At 67.3% G+C, this 15,490-nt stretch carries 13 protein-coding genes; 8 read left to right on the top strand and 5 right to left on the bottom strand.

Annotation, left to right across the window (positions count from 1 at the left end; all coding sequences use genetic code 11):
- The first annotated feature begins 37 nt into the window (after positions 1–37).
- Positions 38–1,324: an FAD-dependent oxidoreductase gene (locus AB0N75_RS06405; protein WP_364646781.1), complete on the top strand. Its 1,287-nt coding sequence runs from the start codon at positions 38–40 to the stop codon at positions 1,322–1,324.
- A gap of 163 nt (positions 1,325–1,487) precedes the next feature.
- Here AB0N75_RS06405 and AB0N75_RS06400 read toward each other — a convergent pair whose 3' ends face one another.
- A complete protein-coding gene (locus AB0N75_RS06400; protein WP_364646778.1) occupies positions 1,488–2,402 on the bottom strand; it encodes a LysR family transcriptional regulator in 915 nt (304 codons plus the stop codon).
- Between the two features lie 264 nt (positions 2,403–2,666).
- Here AB0N75_RS06400 and AB0N75_RS06395 point away from each other — a divergent pair, with 264 nt between their 5' ends.
- A complete protein-coding gene (locus AB0N75_RS06395) occupies positions 2,667–4,067 on the top strand; it encodes an MFS transporter (protein WP_364646775.1) in 1,401 nt (466 codons plus the stop codon).
- A 290-nt stretch (positions 4,068–4,357) separates the two neighbouring features.
- Here AB0N75_RS06395 and AB0N75_RS06390 read toward each other — a convergent pair whose 3' ends face one another.
- From AB0N75_RS06390 to AB0N75_RS06375, 4 genes are all read right to left on the bottom strand, one after another.
- Positions 4,358–5,272, bottom strand: coding sequence for a hypothetical protein (locus tag AB0N75_RS06390; protein WP_364646772.1), 915 nt, complete (start codon positions 5,270–5,272; stop codon positions 4,358–4,360).
- A gap of 305 nt (positions 5,273–5,577) precedes the next feature.
- On the bottom strand, positions 5,578–6,477 hold the full coding sequence (locus AB0N75_RS06385) for a bifunctional methylenetetrahydrofolate dehydrogenase/methenyltetrahydrofolate cyclohydrolase (RefSeq protein ID WP_364646769.1): 900 nt from the start codon (positions 6,475–6,477) through the stop codon (positions 5,578–5,580).
- Between the two features lies 1 nt (position 6,478).
- Complete coding sequence (glyA, locus tag AB0N75_RS06380) at positions 6,479–7,768, bottom strand: serine hydroxymethyltransferase (protein ID WP_364647035.1); 1,290 nt, start codon at positions 7,766–7,768, stop codon at positions 6,479–6,481.
- Positions 7,769–8,006: 238 nt separating this feature from the next.
- Positions 8,007–9,083, bottom strand: coding sequence for a trypsin-like peptidase domain-containing protein (locus AB0N75_RS06375; RefSeq protein WP_364646766.1), 1,077 nt, complete (start codon positions 9,081–9,083; stop codon positions 8,007–8,009).
- Positions 9,084–9,424: 341 nt separating this feature from the next.
- Here AB0N75_RS06375 and AB0N75_RS06370 point away from each other — a divergent pair, with 341 nt between their 5' ends.
- The 6 genes from AB0N75_RS06370 (at position 9,425) to AB0N75_RS06345 (ending at position 15,472) form a co-directional block, all read left to right on the top strand.
- Complete coding sequence (locus AB0N75_RS06370) at positions 9,425–10,531, top strand: NAD(P)-binding domain-containing protein (RefSeq protein WP_364646763.1); 1,107 nt, start codon at positions 9,425–9,427, stop codon at positions 10,529–10,531.
- 5 nt (positions 10,532–10,536) lie between these two features.
- On the top strand, positions 10,537–11,397 hold the full coding sequence (gene purU, locus AB0N75_RS06365; protein WP_364646760.1) for a formyltetrahydrofolate deformylase: 861 nt from the start codon (positions 10,537–10,539) through the stop codon (positions 11,395–11,397).
- Positions 11,398–11,501: 104 nt separating this feature from the next.
- Entirely contained in the window at positions 11,502–12,113 is a 612-nt protein-coding gene (locus tag AB0N75_RS06360; RefSeq protein WP_364646757.1) for a class I SAM-dependent methyltransferase, read from the top strand.
- Positions 12,114–12,184: 71 nt separating this feature from the next.
- On the top strand, positions 12,185–12,718 hold the full coding sequence (locus AB0N75_RS06355; RefSeq protein ID WP_364646754.1) for a gamma carbonic anhydrase family protein: 534 nt from the start codon (positions 12,185–12,187) through the stop codon (positions 12,716–12,718).
- Positions 12,719–12,823: 105 nt separating this feature from the next.
- Positions 12,824–14,044, top strand: coding sequence for an ROK family transcriptional regulator (locus AB0N75_RS06350; RefSeq protein WP_364646751.1), 1,221 nt, complete (start codon positions 12,824–12,826; stop codon positions 14,042–14,044).
- A gap of 147 nt (positions 14,045–14,191) precedes the next feature.
- Positions 14,192–15,472, top strand: a complete 1,281-nt coding sequence (locus tag AB0N75_RS06345; RefSeq protein ID WP_364646748.1) for an ABC transporter substrate-binding protein — start codon at positions 14,192–14,194, stop codon at positions 15,470–15,472.
- Positions 15,473–15,490: the final 18 nt, after the last annotated feature.

The raw sequence follows: 15,490 nt of genomic DNA, 5'->3' as shown, positions 1-15,490 counted from the left end.
CGGCCCGCCCCTAACCGAAAGGCCCTCCATGAACGCGATGAGTACTCCCGAGAACGTGGTTGTTGTTGGCAACGGCCAGGCCGGCATCCAACTGGTGGATTCACTGCGCAAGGAAGGCTACACCGGGGCCATCACGCTGCTCGGCGAGGAAATCCACCACCCGTACCAGCGCCCGCCGCTGTCCAAGGACTACCTCGCCGCCGGCAAGGACCCGGTCCCGCTGCCGCTGCGCCCGGAAAAGTTCTTCACCACTAACGACGTCGATGCCCGCCTCGGCGTGCGTGTCACCACCATCAACCGCGCGGCCAAGACCGTCACCCTCGACGACGGCACTACGCTGGCGTACTCGACCCTGGTGTTGGCCACCGGCGCCGCCAACCGCGAACTCGCCGTACCCGGTGCCGAGCTGACCGGCATCCACGGCCTGCGCACCCTCACCGACGCCCAGGTCCTGCACGCCCGCCTCGACACGGTGCGCTCCGTCGTCGTCATCGGTGCCGGCTTCATCGGCCTGGAGTTCGCCGCCGCCGCCCGCGCCCGCGGCCTGGACGTCACCGTGCTCGAGTTCGCCGACCGGCCGATGGGACGCGCCCTGACCCCGCTGATGAGCGGCTTCTTCGCCGACGCCCACCAACGCCTCGGCGTCACCCTGCGCCTGGGCGAGGGCATCGCCTCCTTCGGCGGGGACAACGGGCACGTCACTGCCGCGGTGTCCACCGCCGGGCACCGCTACCCGGCGGATCTGGTGCTGGTCGGCGTCGGCGTCATCCCGCGTACCGAACTGGCCGCCGCCGCCGGCCTGGAGGTGGAGAACGGCATCGTCGTGGACGGCTGCCTGCGCACCTCCGACCCGGACATCTACGCGCTCGGCGACTGCGCGTCCTTCCCCAACACCCACGCCGGCACCCGCACCCGGCTCGAATCGGTGCAGAACGCCACCGACCAGGCCCGCCACGCCGCCGCCTCGATGGTCCGCTCAGGTTCCGGCAAGGCCGAGACCGGTTCCGGCGCCGGTGGCGAGTCCAATGGCTACGCCGACCTGCCCTGGTTCTGGTCCAACCAAGGACCACTGCGCCTGCAGATCGCCGGCCTGACAGCCCCCGGCGACCAGACCGTGCTCCGCGGAGACCCCGCGGAAGAGAAGTTCTCCGTCTTCTGCTTCCGCAACGGTGCCCTGGCCGCCGTCGAATCGGTCAACCAGCCCGCCGACCACATGGCCGCCCGCCGTCTGCTCGCCGCCGGACGCACTCTCACCCCCGAACAAGCCGCCGACCCCGACTTCGACCTCAAGACCTACTCCAAACAACAACCCGCCACGGTGTAACACCGCGGCGGGAACGTAGGTCAAGCGCGCACGCGGGCGTGGCCGGTCTTGCGCGGACGCGGGCGTGGCACGGTTTAGCGCGAACTCGGGCGAGGCACGGCCCAGCCCTGCCGCGGAGCCGGCATGGTCTTGTCCCGACGAGGGAACCTCGCGCGGGATTGCGTCACTCGGGCACGCTACCGCTGAGCGCCCGCACCGCATGGCCCAGCACTGCCTCCGCCCGCGGGCTGAGGACCATGGTCTCCGGCCAAATGGCACACATCGTGGTTGGGGATACCGGCGGCGACAACGGGCGGACCGCCACGTCCCTGCCTTCCACGGTCACGGCCGGAGCTTCCGGCCGTGACATCAGCAGCGCGTAGCCCAGTCCCCGGCCGACCAAGGCCTGCACCAGCACCACTTGGGGCATCGAGGACACGATGCGCGGGCGAAGTCCCCGGTCCGCGAAGACCCGATAGGTATTGGCGGTGCTGGGACTCGATTCGTACATGATCAGTGGTTCGTCGGCCAGATCTGCCAGATCCACCGTTGGCCGGGCGGCCAGTGGATGCTCCGGGGGCAGCACTGCCTGCAGCTCAGTCCGGTAGATGGTGCGCTGGTGATAACCGGCCGGGAGTTCCATGTCATAAACCATGGCCAGATCCAACTGGCCGGCATCCAGCGCAGGGAGCAGCTCGTCATGCGAACCGACCGTCACCTCCACGCTGATTCCCGGGTATTGTTCCGGCAGCTGATCGAGTACCGCAGGCAGGACTGTGCTGGCAAAGCTCGCGAAGCAGCCCAGCCGAACCGGCCCCTTGAGCTCGCCGGCGGCACCCGCCAGGTCGTTGATGAGCGCATCAGCATCTCGGAGCAGCAGTCGGGCACGCTGGGCAAAAAACTGCCCGGAAGGGGTCAGCTGTAGGCCGCGCGCTTTCCGCCGAACGCAGAGCTGTTCGCCGGCGGCACGCTCCAGCGCCGTGATGGCCTGCGAGAGCGCTGACTCGGAGATACTCAAGCTGGCTGCTGCTGAGCCCAACGTCGGATGATCCGGCAGCGCCGCAAAGAGCTCGAGCTGCCGCAGCGTGAAGTCAGCCATTGTTCTGCAGTCCGATCAAAAATGTTCATCTGTTTTCTGAAGTTTACTGATAGAAGTAGTGCGTGTCACAATGAATGATAAGTTCAATAGTTGCGCGCGTCACAGATGGAGGATCCCTTCTGCGCCGCCGCCGCCTCAAACCGTTCACGATCGGTTCCGAACACGGACCTGATCGGCGGCGACTGCCACCGGCGTCGTCGTTCCTCTTCCCCTTGCACCATCACCATGCCGATCTCCTCGGTGTGACCGTTCCTGAAGGACATCATGAGCACTGCAGTTTCAGGGCGCTCGACTGCCGCGAACCAGCGTCGCGTCGCGTTTGCCACCATCGTCGGCACCACCATTGAGTGGTACGACTTCTTCATCTACGCCACCGCGGCTGGCCTCGTGTTCGCGGAACTTTTCTTCAAACCCGCGGGTGATTCCATCGGCCTCCTGCTGGCGTTCGCGTCCGTCGGCATCAGCTTCCTCTTCCGCCCGCTGGGCGCCTTCCTGGCAGGCCACTACGGCGACAAGATTGGCCGCCGCGCCATGCTGGTGCTGACGCTGATCCTGATGGGCGGCGCCACTACCCTGATCGGCTTCCTGCCCACCTACGCGACGGCGGGCGTGCTCGCGCCGATCCTGCTGCTGCTGCTGCGCATCCTGCAGGGCATGTCCGCGGGCGGCGAATGGGGCGGCGCTGTGCTGATGGCTGTTGAGCATGCGCCCCGGAACAAGCGCGGCCTCGCCGGTTCCTACCCGCAGATCGGCGTGCCGCTGGGCATGCTGCTGGCCTCGGGCGTGATGGCGCTGATGACCGGCGTGATCTCCCCCGGCCAGGCATTCATCGAGTGGGGCTGGCGCGTACCGTTCCTGCTCAGCGTCGTGCTGATTGTGGTCGGCTACATTGTCCGCAAGACCGTCGAGGAAAGCCCGGTCTTCCAGGAGATTGCCGAGGCCAAGCAGCAGCGCAGCGTTCCCGTGGTTGAACTCTTCAAGAAGCACTGGCTGCTGGTCATCTTGGCCGCGATGGTCTTCGCGGGCAATAACGCGGCGGGCTACATGACCACCGGCGGTTACATCACCAACTACGCCACCAACCCGGACGGACCCATCGGGCTGGACCGCACCCCGGTGCTGCTGGCCATCACCGCGGCTGCCGCCGTCTGGCTGGTCTTCACGCTCGTGGGCGGCATCCTCTCCGACGCGATCGGCCGCAAGAAGACCTACCTGATCGGCTACGCAGCGCTTGCGCTGACCGTCTTCCCGCTGTTCTGGCTGGTCAACACCGGCAGCATCTGGATGCTCCTGCTGGCTCTGGTCCTCTTCAGCGTCGGCCTCGGCCTGACCTACGGACCGCAGTCGTCCTGGTACAGCGAGATCTTCCCCGCCTCCATCCGGTTCTCCGGGGTTTCGATCTCCTACGCCCTCGGCGCGATCATTGGCGGCGCCTTTGCCCCCACGATCGCCGCCGCACTGGTGCAGGCCACCGGCACCACCACCTCGGTCTCGGTCTACCTGCTGGTCATGATCGTGATCTCCGTGATCGGCGTGTCGCTCCTCCGCGACCGCAAGGGTATCGACCTGAGCATCAAGAACCAGGCCGAGCAGGAAGTCGGAGCCACCATCATGGACAAGCGGCGCGGCGTATCCACCGACGACGCCGTCAAGGTGGGTGTCTGAGCAGACATGCTGCGCTGACTCAACGCCGCTAGTCAACAGGCTGGTTGCGCTGATCCAGCGCCGCTAATCAACTCATCAGGCGGGTGCCTGGCCGGAAGCAATTCCGGCCGGGCACCCGCTCTTTTTGTCCGGTCTTTCGTTCGTTCTGCCATCCGTGCCTTTACCTGTCAGCGTCTGCTGTCCGCGCCCTGCTGTCGCTCGCGGATTCGCGTCTGTTGCTGGCTGCACGCCGTCATTGTCGCGGCAGTGATCCGGGGCCGGTCACCTACCGGCAGTTATCGGTGGCCTGGTCAGGCGGCGTCCTCTTGGCGCCATCCGCGTGCACGGAGCGCCACCGAGATTTTCTCGACCGCCCGTCTGGCGCCGTTGGCCATGTGCCGCTTGGAGATCCGCACTTCGTCCCAGTCGGCAGCCCGCGCGCGTTCTTCCCGCTCAATGTCCCGGGCGATCTGGCCGGAATCGCCGTGACCCTCGCCGTCGTACTCAATCGCGATGCGGTACTCAGGCAGCGACAGGTCCGGGCGGTGCAGGATGTCGCCGTCTTCGTTCCTGATGGGCTGGTTCACAGCGGGTTCCGGCAAACCCGCACGCGCCATGGCCAAACGCAATCTGGTTTCAGGCGGGGAGTCCGCTCCGACACGGGCCAACGACAAGGCTTCTCTGGCTTTGCGCAGGCCGCGTTTGCCAGGGTGGCGGCGCAGCATCCCCTGAAGCTCTTTCTGGGTGGCGTACGGCTCCGCCCGCCCTTCGAATGCCGGCCGTGGAATCCGGACGAGGTAGTCCGCAATCACCACCAGATCGTCCAGATCAAGGGTTTCCGCCAAGTCCAGCCATGTCCTCGTGCGCGTCGTGACGCAAATCCCATCCACATAGACGACTTCTTCTGGCAGAAGCCCGGATCGGTGGCCCATCACGCCGGGTCGCTGCATCCGCGCGCCGCCGCTTGGTCGCGAGATGTGAATGCGCCGATCGAAGCGATGTCTAACCGGCTCGGGAAAGTCCCACAGGCGTGCAGCAGTGTCATGCGACGCCGCGCTGGAATCAATGACGCGGGTGAACGGCCGGACACGGCTGGCGAGATCAAGTTCGGCCGGCTGGACGGCGCAAATCCCGCGGCTCATTCGGATGAAGCGCGGATGGCGCAACTGGCCCTCGCTAAGTCCCGATATCAGGCCGTCCTGAAACGTGAAGGCGGAGTCCTGCAAGTGTGGCGGGAGCGGCTGCGCTCGGGGAAGGCGTCCTTCGGCTCCTGACCGTCGCGCTGGGCTCATGCGGACATTATGTGCAGCAGGCGGGATTCGGTGCCGAAGCTATCCACAGGTCATCGAGTGGAGAATAGTTGCAGCGAGCGCCAGCGTGTCGCTGCAACGTTCCGCCAGCCGATTGTCAACAATGACGGCGGTGCTGATGCTGGACATAACGCCAGCTGCCATCAGGCAAAGCGCCCGGAATCGGCAAGAAGGCGGCATCCCGGACTGGGACGCCGCCTTCCTGAGTCTCTGCCGGAGGCTTAGCTTGCCTGGCGTTCGGCGGCTTCCACCACGTTCGCCAGCAGCATCGCGCGGGTCATCGGGCCGACGCCGCCGGGGTTGGGCGAGAGCCAGCTGGCCACGTTGCGGGCCTCGGGCTCCACATCGCCGGTCACCCGGGCCTTGCCGTCTTCGTCCTCGACCCGGCTCACACCCACGTCCAGCACCACGGCACCCGGCTTGAGGTCGGCAGCCTTGATCATGTGCGGCATGCCTGCGGCGGCAATGACTACGTCGGCCTCCCGCAGCTCCGCGGCCAGGTCCAGGGTTCCGGTATGGGCCAGGACCACCGTGGCGTTGATTGTCTTGCGGGTCAGCAGCAGCCCGAGCGGACGGCCCACGGTGACGCCGCGGCCCACCACCAGCACGCGCTTGCCAGCCAGTTCGATGTCGTGGCGGAGCAGCAACTCCACGCAGCCGTGCGGGGTGCAAGGTAGCGGCGAGTCCAGCGGCTCGCCCACGTTGAGCACCAACCGGCCCAGGTTCATCGGGTGCAGCCCGTCGGCGTCCTTGGCCGGATCGATCTTCTCCAGGATGCGGTTGGTGTCGATGTGCTTGGGCAGCGGCAGTTGGACAATGTAGCCGGTGCAGGCCGGATCCGCGTTCAGCTCGTCGAGGACCGCTTCCAGTTCCTCCTGCGAGATGGTGTCCGGCAGGTCGCGGCGGATGGACTCGATACCCACCTCGGCGCAGTCCTTGTGCTTGCCGCCCACGTACCACTTGCTGCCCGGGTCATCCCCGACCAGCACGGTGCCCAGACCGGGCACGATACCCTTGGCTTTGAGCGCCAAGACCCGCTCGGTGAGTTCGCTCTTGATTTGCGCGGCGGTGGCTTTGCCGTCCAACACGCGCGACGTCGGCGGGGTTGAGTACAGGTTCATATCACCACTCCTCGTGGCCCGGGTAGAGCGGGAAGTCGTCGGCCAGTTTCTTGACGCGGGCGCGCAGCGCGGCAATGTCAGCCCCGCCCTTGAGCGCGGTGGCGATGATGTCGGCAACCTCGGTGAATTCGGTGGAGCCGAAGCCGCGGGTGGCCAACGCCGGGGTACCGATCCGCAGGCCGGAAGTGACCATCGGCGGGCGCGGATCGAACGGCACGGCGTTGCGGTTGACCGTGATGCCCGCCTCGTGCAGCAGGTCTTCGGCCTGCTTGCCGTCCAGGTCGGAGTTGCGCAGGTCCACCAGGACCAGGTGCACGTCGGTGCCGCCGGTGAGCACCGAGACGCCGGCCTCGGCCACATCGGCGGCGGTCAGTCGTTCGGCCAGGATGCGGGCGCCTTCCAGCACGCGTTCCTGGCGCACTTTGAATTCCTCGCCGGCGGCAATCTTGAAAGCCACGGCCTTGGCCGCCACCACATGCATCAGCGGGCCGCCCTGCTGGCCCGGGAACACCGCGGAGTTGACCTTCTTGGCAAAGGCTTCCTTGCCCAGGATCACGCCGGAGCGCGGGCCGGCCAGGGTCTTGTGCACCGTGGAGGTGACCAGGTCCGAGTGCGGCACCGGGTTCGGATGCAGGCCGGCCGCGACCAGCCCGGCGAAATGCGCCATGTCGGTCCAGAAGTAGGCTCCGACCTCATCCGCGATGGAGCGGAAGGCTTCGAAGTCCAGCTGCCGCGGGTAGGCGGACCAGCCGGCCACGATCACATTCGGGCGCTCGGCCAGCGCCTGCTCGCGGACCTTGTCCATGTCCACCCGGAACGTCTGCGGGTCTACTTCGTAGGCGGCCACTTGGTAGAGCTTGCCGGAGAAGTTCAGCTTCATGCCGTGCGTCAGGTGTCCGCCGTGCGCCAGCGACAGGCCCATCATCTTGTCGCCCGGTTGGATGAGGGCGGAGAGGGCGGCAGCGTTGGCCTGGGCACCGGCGTGCGGCTGCACGTTGGCGAATTCCGCGCCGAAGAGCGACTTGGCCCGCTCAATCGCCAGGTTCTCGGCGACGTCCACGTGCTCACAGCCGCCATAGTAGCGGCGTCCCGGGTAACCCTCGGCGTATTTGTTGGTCAGGACCGAGCCTTGGACTTCGAGCACCGAACGCGGTGCGAAGTTCTCGGAGGCGATCATTTCAAGGGTGTCGCGCTGGCGGCCGAGTTCGGCATCGATCACAGCGGCGATTTCAGGATCAACCTGGGACAACGGCAGATCGGTCACAGAGGGCGTGGAAGTCACGGGGAGAATCTCCTGGGTGGTGGGCTTATCTCACTGCTACAGGCCAGATTACCGGGTGCACGTACCGCACGCATGACGCGTTACCAGCCCCGGACACACTCCGGCCCAAACGTGACCTTACGTCCCAGGCGTGCGATCCGTGGTCTGCATCTGCAGGAGCCGGCAACCGAGGTATCCCGTCCCTGCTGCCGCTTCCTGGTGGTGTCCCACCTAACGCCAGTCGCGGCGAGCCAATCCTAACAGCCGGTCATCCCGTGGGCCGGTCCGAAAGCGTGACCTTCACCGTGCTGGTGTCGCTGCCGCGGCGGATTTCCACGGTGACCACATCGCCCGGATCGTGCTTCCGCAGGACGGCCAGCAGGTCCTCGGCCGTTTCCAGGTCCTCTCCGTCCACGCTCACCAGCACGTCTGCGGGCTGGATTCCCGCCTTGTCGGCCGGGCCGCCGTTGGTCACATTGAGCGCCACAACGCCGCCGGCCTGCGGCATCCCCAGCTGCTGTGCGATCTCCGGCGTGATGGTGGCAGGAGCCAGCCCCATGAAAGCGTGCGTGGCGGCACCGTTTTTGAGCAGTTCCCCGGCAACTTCCTCAGCGGTTGCGGCGGGAATGGCGAAGCCCAGCGACACCGCACCGGCTTCCGGCGGAATGTAGGCCTCGCTGATACCCACCAGCTGGCCCCGGGCATTGACGACGGCGCCGCCCGAGTTGCCGGGGCTGATCGCGGCGTCGGTCTGGATTAGGTCCACCAGCGCCAGGCTGGACGAGGATGAGCCGGGGATGGAACGGTGCAGGCCGGAGATGATTCCGGCTGTGGCAGTATTCTCGAAGCCCAGCGGCGAACCGATCACCACCGCCAGTTCGCCGATCCTCGGCAGTCCCGGCGCGAACGTGACGGCCGGGAGCCCGTCGCGCCCGGTCCGCACCAAAGCCAGATCGGACACCGCGTCCGTCGCCAGCACCTGCCCAGTGCTGCGCTGTCCATCGGCAAAGGCCACTTCCACCTTGGTGCTGTCGCCGACCACATGTTCGTTGGTCAGGATCAGCCCGTCTTTGGAATAGACCACGCCGCTGCCCAAGCCGCCCTTGGTGAAAATTGTGACTACGGACGGCTGCACGCGCTGCACGATGTCCGGAATGCCGCCGGCAGCCTGCGCTCCCCCGGTTTGCCCGCCCTCGCCGCCCTGCGTCTGGGTGGCCCCACCGCTTGTAGCCGGCCCTGGACTGCCGCCGCCGGTGCAGCCGGCCAAGGCTACGACTACTGCGACGGCCAGCATGACCCGCATGGGTCTGCTGCGCAGCGGGTTTCGACGTTCCAGATGCGTCATGGCACGGCCCTCCGTCATCGCTGCTGCCACCCTAGCGCCATCGGGGCCGGGAGAGAACGGTTTCGCGGCATCAGGGACGGGCACCGGAGACGGCCCGGCTCCCGCCGCCCGCCGCGTACTCGGCCGCCAGTTCAACGCGGCACGCCTTACCTCGCCCCGCGCGCGCCCCGCCCCGCCCGGCCCGGCGAGGCGAGGCCCGGCCCGACCCGGCGAGGTGAGGCCCGGCCCGCCCCGGCGAGGCGCGGCGCGGCCCGGCCCAGCCCGGCGAGGCCCGGAATACCCTGCCGCCCGCCGCCGTTACAGCCCATAGAAGTTGAAGTGTCAACAATCTAAGGAGCACCGTGGCGGACCAGGCAACAGGCAGCGGCCATCAGCTGCAGACCGTGGTGATCGGCGCAGGCCAGGCAGGGTTGAGCGCCGCCTACCAGCTTCTCCGCCGCGGACTGGTTCCCGAACGCGACTTCGTGGTCCTGGATGCCAATGACGGCCCGGGCGGCGCCTGGCGCCACCGCTGGCCCTCGCTGACCTTCGACGCCGCGCACGGGCTGCACGACCTCCCCGGCCTGCCGCTGGGGGTTCCGGATCCGCATGAGCCGTCCTCCGCCGTCGTCCGCCGTTACTACGGTGCCTACGAGCAACAGTTCCAGCTGCCCGTACGCCGCTCCGTCCGTGTCACCTCAATTGACGACGACGGTGACTTCCTGCGGGTACGCAGCGACACCGATGGCGAGTGGCTGGCACGCACGGTGATCAGCGGCACCGGAACCTGGGACAAGCCATACTGGCCGCACTACCCCGGGCAGGAAGGCTTCCGCGGCCGCCAGTTGCACACCCGGGAATTCTGGTCGGCCGACGACTTCCGCGGGCAGCGCGTGCTGGTGGTCGGCGGCGGCACTTCCGCGCTGCAGTTCCTGCTGCAACTGGATGCCGCCGGGGCCGGCACCCTCTGGTCCACCCGCCGCGCGCCGGACTTCACCGCCACCCCGTTCGACAAGGAGTGGGGCGTTGATGTGGAGCGCCGGGTCAACGAGCGCACCCGTGCCGGCCTGCCCACCCTCAGCGTGGTTGCCGCCACCGGCCTGCCGCTGACCGAGACGTACCAACGCGGCATTGACGCCGGCATCCTCGTCTCCCGCGGGAAGCTGGAGCGCATCACCGAACACGGCGTCGAATTCGCCGACGGCTCCACCGAAGACGTGGATGTGATCCTCTGGGCCACCGGCTTCCGGCCGGCGCTGGACCACCTGGTGCCGTTGCGGCTGCGCGAACCCGGCGGCGGCATCATGATGGCCGAGGACGGCGTCTCGGTGCTGAAGGAGCCGCGCCTTTTCCTGGTCGGCTACGGGGCGTCCGCGTCCACGGTGGGCGCCACCCGCGCCGGCCGCGCTGCCGCCGTCGCGGCCACCAGGCGCCTTGCCGCCGAAGACGAACGGCAGCCGGTAGCCTAGGACTCGTGACTGACGCCGCCAATCCCACCGCTTACACCCTCACGCTCTCCTGCCCGGACCGCCCCGGCATAGTGCATGCCGTTGCCGGCGCGCTGGTGCAGGCCGGAGGAAACATCACCGAATCGCAGCAGTATGAGAGCCCGCAGTCGGGACGCTTCTTCATGCGGGTGGCGGTGGCGACCCACCAGTCCTACACAGGACTCCACGAACGGTTGCAGCCGGTGGCGCTGGAGTTCGGCATGACCTGGAAGCTGCGCCGCGAGGGCGTCAAGATGCGCACGCTGCTGATGGCGTCGAAGTCGGCCCACTGCCTCAACCACCTGTTGTTCCTGCAGCGCTCCGGCACACTGCCGATCGAGATCCCGGCCATCGTCTCCAACCACCCGGATCTGGCCGATCTCGCCGCGTTCTACGGCATCCCCTTCCACCACATTCCCGTCACGCCGGACACCAAGCCGCAGGCCGAGCAGGCGCTGCTGGACCTGGCCGCCGAACACGACGTGGAGCTGGTGGTCCTGGCCCGCTACATGCAGGTGCTCAGCAACGAACTCTGCACCGAACTGGCAGGCAAGGCGATCAACATCCACCACTCCTTCCTGCCCAGCTTCAAGGGCGCCAAGCCGTACCACCAGGCGCATGCCCGGGGCGTGAAGCTCATCGGCGCCACCGCGCACTATGTCACCGCGGACCTGGACGAGGGCCCGATCATCGACCAGGAAGTCATCCCGGTCCGCCACTCGCATACCGCCGAGCAGTTCGTGGCGCTGGGCCGCGACGTCGAAGCCCGCACGCTGGCCCGCGCGGTGCAGTGGCATGCCGAACACCGCGTGCTGCTGGACGGTAACCGCACCGTCGTCTTCAACTAGTCCGGCACCCGCCCGGGGCGTACCGTCGTGAGTCCGGCATCCGCTGACCACGACGGCGGCGCCCGCCCCTGTGCCGCGGCCCGCCCGGGGCGTACTCTCGACGGATGGGCAACCACGAGCCGGAGCTGAAGGCGTTTTATGACCGCCAAGCCCCCGCCCGCGACCGCCGCGCTCGGGATCCGAAACGGGACGCTGCCAGGCAGACGTTCATCGCGTCCCTCGTCGCGGCGCACCGGCACAGCGTGTTGGAGATCGGCTGCGGCACCGGCGCGGACGGGCTGGCGTTCAAGGCTGCGGGAATCCACTACACCGGCATCGATCTGTCCGAGGAAAACGTCCGGATCGCCCGTGCCAAGCATTTGGAGGCGGTGGTCGGCTCGGTACGCGAGTTGCCGTTCGCCAGCGGCACGTTTTCGGCCGGCTGGACCATGAGCACGCTGCTGCATATTCCAGACCGGGACCTGCCGGATGTTTTGGCCGAGACGATGCGCGTCCTGGCCGAGGGAGCTCCGCTGGCGGTCGGGCTCTGGTCCGGCGACGACGAGGAGGTCAACGTTGTCGGCGACGAAATCCAGCAGGACCGTTTCTTCAGCCGGCGCCGCGACGACACCGTCCGCCGGCTCTTCGGTGAGCACGGACTGGTCTCCGGCTTCACCACGTGGGACCGGCCGGGCACCGACCGGCACTACCAGTTCTTCGTCGTCACCAAGCCTTGACGGGGCGGCTACCGGCGCGGCACGTCCGTCACGAACCCGCTGAAGCGCCGCGCACTGGCTAGGCTGGTGCCATGGCCCACATCATCACCATCGCCGGCATGCTGCCGGCCGTCGACCTGTCCGCCTTTGTTGCGCCCACGGCCACGCTCAGCGGGGACGTGGCCCTCGCCGCCGACTCCAGCGCGTTCTATGGCGTGAGCGTGCGCGGTGACACCGCTCCGATCCGGGTCGGCGAACGCAGCAACCTGCAGGACAACGTGGTCCTGCACGCCGACCCCGGTTTTCCTTGCACGGTAGGCGCCGGCGTCAGCGTCGGCCACGCCGCAGTGGTCCACGGATGCACCGTCGAGGACAACTGCCTGATCGGCATGAGCGCCACCATCATGAACGGCGCCGTAGTGGGCGAAGGCTCGCTGGTGGCAGCCGGCGCCGTCGTGCTGGAGGGCACGCAGATTCCGCCGCGCTCCCTCGTTGCAGGTGTCCCCGCCAAGGTCCGCCGCGAGCTGACCGAGGAAGAGTACCAATCCGTCCTCGACAACGCCGCCCGCTACGTGGAGCTCGCTGCCCTGCACCGCGATGCGATCGACGACGCCAGCGAGCTGTAGGAGCTTCACCGCCGCCGGCACCCAATGACGGTGCCGGCGTCGCATTCAGGGCGAGATTGCGTTAACTTCTTGACTACAAGTCGCAGCTGACGCACTCTTTTGAGTATGTCAGCCGATCCGCCGTCCACGCTCGATGCCTCGTCGCGCTCCGTTCCGCGCGACCCACAGCTCCGGCCCGGCTCCCAGAGCGCTTTGCGCCGGCGCAACAGCCAGCGGATCCTGCAGTCGCTGATGGCCCGCGGTCCGCTGACGCAGGCGGAGCTGTCCCGGCAGACCGGGCTATCCACCGCCACCGTGTCCAACATCGTCAAGGCCATGGCCGAAGACGGATTGATCAGCACCGAGCCGACCACCAGTTCGGGCCGCCGGGCCTTGTCGGTCCGGATCGACGGCCGCGGCGCCGTCGCGGTCGGAGTGGATTTCGGCCGGCGGCACGTGCAGGTTGTGCTGGTGAGCCTGGACCACCGCGTGCTGGCCGCTGACGCCGTCGAGCTGCCGCTCGGCCACGACGCCGAGCAGGGCATCGACGCCGCAGCCCGGCTGGTCCAACGGTTGCTGGATGAAAATTCGGTTTCCCCCGGGGCGGTGCTCGGCGTCGGTGCCGGAATCCCGGGACCGATCGATCGCCGCACCGGCACCGTGATCCACGGCGCCATCCTGCCCGAATGGGTGGGCATCAACCTGCTGGCCCGGCTGCAGGAACGGTTCGGCGCGGACGTTTTCGTGGACAATGACGCTAACTTGGGCGCACTCGCGCAGGTCAGCTGGGGACCGTACCAGCACGCCCAGAATCTGGTGTTCCTGAAAATTGGATCGGGCATCGGTGCAGGCCTGGTCCTCAACGGCGAACTGTATTACGGCCATATCGGGGTCACCGGCGAGATCGGCCACGCCACCGTGGCCGAACACGGAGTCATCTGCCGCTGCGGCAACCGCGGCTGTCTGGAGACCGTCGCGTCCACGTCCACCATGATTGATTTGCTCAGCCACGGCCGCAACGCACCGATTGGCACGGAGGATATTGTCCGGATTGCCCTCGACGGCGACCCGGCCGCCCTTCGGGTGATAGACGATGCGGGCCTGGCCGTGGGGCGTGCACTGGCCAATGTCTGCAACCTGCTCAACCCCGAATTCATCGTGGTCGGCGGCCCGCTCACCGGCCTCGGCGGCATCCTGCTGGACCCGGTGCGGCGAGGGCTACTGCGCCACGTGGTCCCCGTCGTCGGCGAATCTACCGAACTGGCAATGTCCACCCTGGGCAGCCGCGCAGAGGCCTTGGGAGCCGCCACACTAGTGCTCCAACAGGCCGAACTGCCCTTCGTCTGAGCCTGCCGCCGACCGACAGTTGGGTAACGCTTTGCGTTCAACTCTTGACGACAAGCCCTGTGACGGAGTTAACTTCGTTCAAGCCACACATCCGTGTGCGGGTCATGCAGACCCCGTGGCCACAGACTGTTGATTGATGGAGGCGTTATGCGACGCATAGCTATGCTCGCCAGCGTTGCGGCTGCAGGTTTGCTCCTGTCCGCTTGCGGCGGTGGAAGCGCGGTTGAGGATGCCAATCCCTCAGAAGCGTCGGGTTCGGTGGGAGTCTTCACCTGGTGGGCGGACGGTTCCGAGAAGGTCGGACTGGATGCACTGGTGGATATCTTCTCCGAGCAGTACCCGGACCTGAAGTTCGACAACCTGGCCGTCGCCGGCGGCGCCGGCAGCCAGGCCAAGAGCGTCCTGGCCGCCAACCTGAAGTCGGGCAATCCACCGGATTCGTTCCAGGCCCATGCAGGCGCCGAGCTGCAGGACTACATCGCCGCCGACCAGCTCGAGGACCTCACCTCTTTCTACGAAGAAGCCAAGCTGAACGAGGCCTTCCCGAAGGACCTGTTGGACCGCCTCACCGTTGACGGAAAGATCTACTCCGTTCCGTCGAACATCCACCGGGCCAACGTGGTGTGGGCCAACGTGGACGTGCTCGAGAAGGCCGGCCTTGACCCGGCCAAGCCGGCGGCCGATCTGGACGCCTGGTTTGCGGACATGGACAAGATCAAGGAGTCCGGGGTCACCCCGCTGGCCGTAGCCGGCACGTGGACCCAGGTACAGCTGTTCGAGAACATCCTGCTGGCCACTCTGGGTGCCGAAGGGTACAACGGGCTCTGGGACGGCACCACCGATTGGGCCGGCGCAGACGTCACCAAGGCCATCGAGAACTACAAGAAGGCGCTCAGCTACACCAACTCTGACCGGGACACCCTCAGCGACTGGGGTCCGGCCACGCAGCTGGTGGAGGACGGAGCAGCCGCCTACAACGTGATGGGCGACTGGGCCGAAGCCAAGTTCTCCCAGGACGGCAAAAAGCCCGGCGAGGACTACGTCTACTTCCCGACCCCCGGGACCGACGGCGTCTTCGACTTCCTGGCCGATTCGTTCACACTGCCCAAGGGCGCTCCGAATCCCGACGGATCGAAGGCGTGGCTGACCACCATCTCCAGTGTTGACGGCCAGCAGGCCTTCAACGCGGCGAAGGGCTCCATCCCGGCCCGCACAGACGTGCCGGCCGACAAGTTCGGCGAGTACCAGAAGAGCGCCATCGAGGACTTCTCGTCCGACACGATCGTGTCCTCGCTGGCCCACGGAGCCGCAGTGCCCGTGGCCTGGCTGAACGAACTGAGCACCGCGGTGAGCAAGTTCGGCGGCCCGCAGGATGTTGCGGCGCTGCAGGACTCCGCGGCGTCCATCGCCGAGAAGTTCCAGCAGTAACCAGGACACCCCCCGGAT

This window comes from Arthrobacter sp. NPDC089319, from assembly GCF_040684925.1.
Lineage (GTDB): Bacteria > Actinomycetota > Actinomycetes > Actinomycetales > Micrococcaceae > Crystallibacter.
Note: the sequence above shows the minus strand (reverse complement) of the source record. Positions and strands in the feature narration are given on the sequence as shown.

What these genes read in the sequence shown, in the direction of transcription:
- AB0N75_RS06350 (WP_364646751.1), top strand. Translation starts at nt 12,824, where the DNA reads ATGTCAGCCGATCCGCCGTCCACGCTCGATGCCTCGTCGCGCTCCGTT.
- AB0N75_RS06400 (WP_364646778.1), bottom strand. Translation starts at nt 2,402, where the DNA reads ATGGCTGACTTCACGCTGCGGCAGCTCGAGCTCTTTGCGGCGCTGCCG.
- AB0N75_RS06355 (WP_364646754.1), top strand. Translation starts at nt 12,185, where the DNA reads ATGGCCCACATCATCACCATCGCCGGCATGCTGCCGGCCGTCGACCTG.
- AB0N75_RS06375 (WP_364646766.1), bottom strand. Translation starts at nt 9,083, where the DNA reads ATGACGCATCTGGAACGTCGAAACCCGCTGCGCAGCAGACCCATGCGG.
- AB0N75_RS06405 (WP_364646781.1), top strand. Translation starts at nt 38, where the DNA reads ATGAGTACTCCCGAGAACGTGGTTGTTGTTGGCAACGGCCAGGCCGGC.
- AB0N75_RS06395 (WP_364646775.1), top strand. Translation starts at nt 2,667, where the DNA reads ATGAGCACTGCAGTTTCAGGGCGCTCGACTGCCGCGAACCAGCGTCGC.
- AB0N75_RS06360 (WP_364646757.1), top strand. Translation starts at nt 11,502, where the DNA reads ATGGGCAACCACGAGCCGGAGCTGAAGGCGTTTTATGACCGCCAAGCC.
- AB0N75_RS06345 (WP_364646748.1), top strand. Translation starts at nt 14,192, where the DNA reads ATGCGACGCATAGCTATGCTCGCCAGCGTTGCGGCTGCAGGTTTGCTC.
- AB0N75_RS06385 (WP_364646769.1), bottom strand. Translation starts at nt 6,477, where the DNA reads ATGAACCTGTACTCAACCCCGCCGACGTCGCGCGTGTTGGACGGCAAA.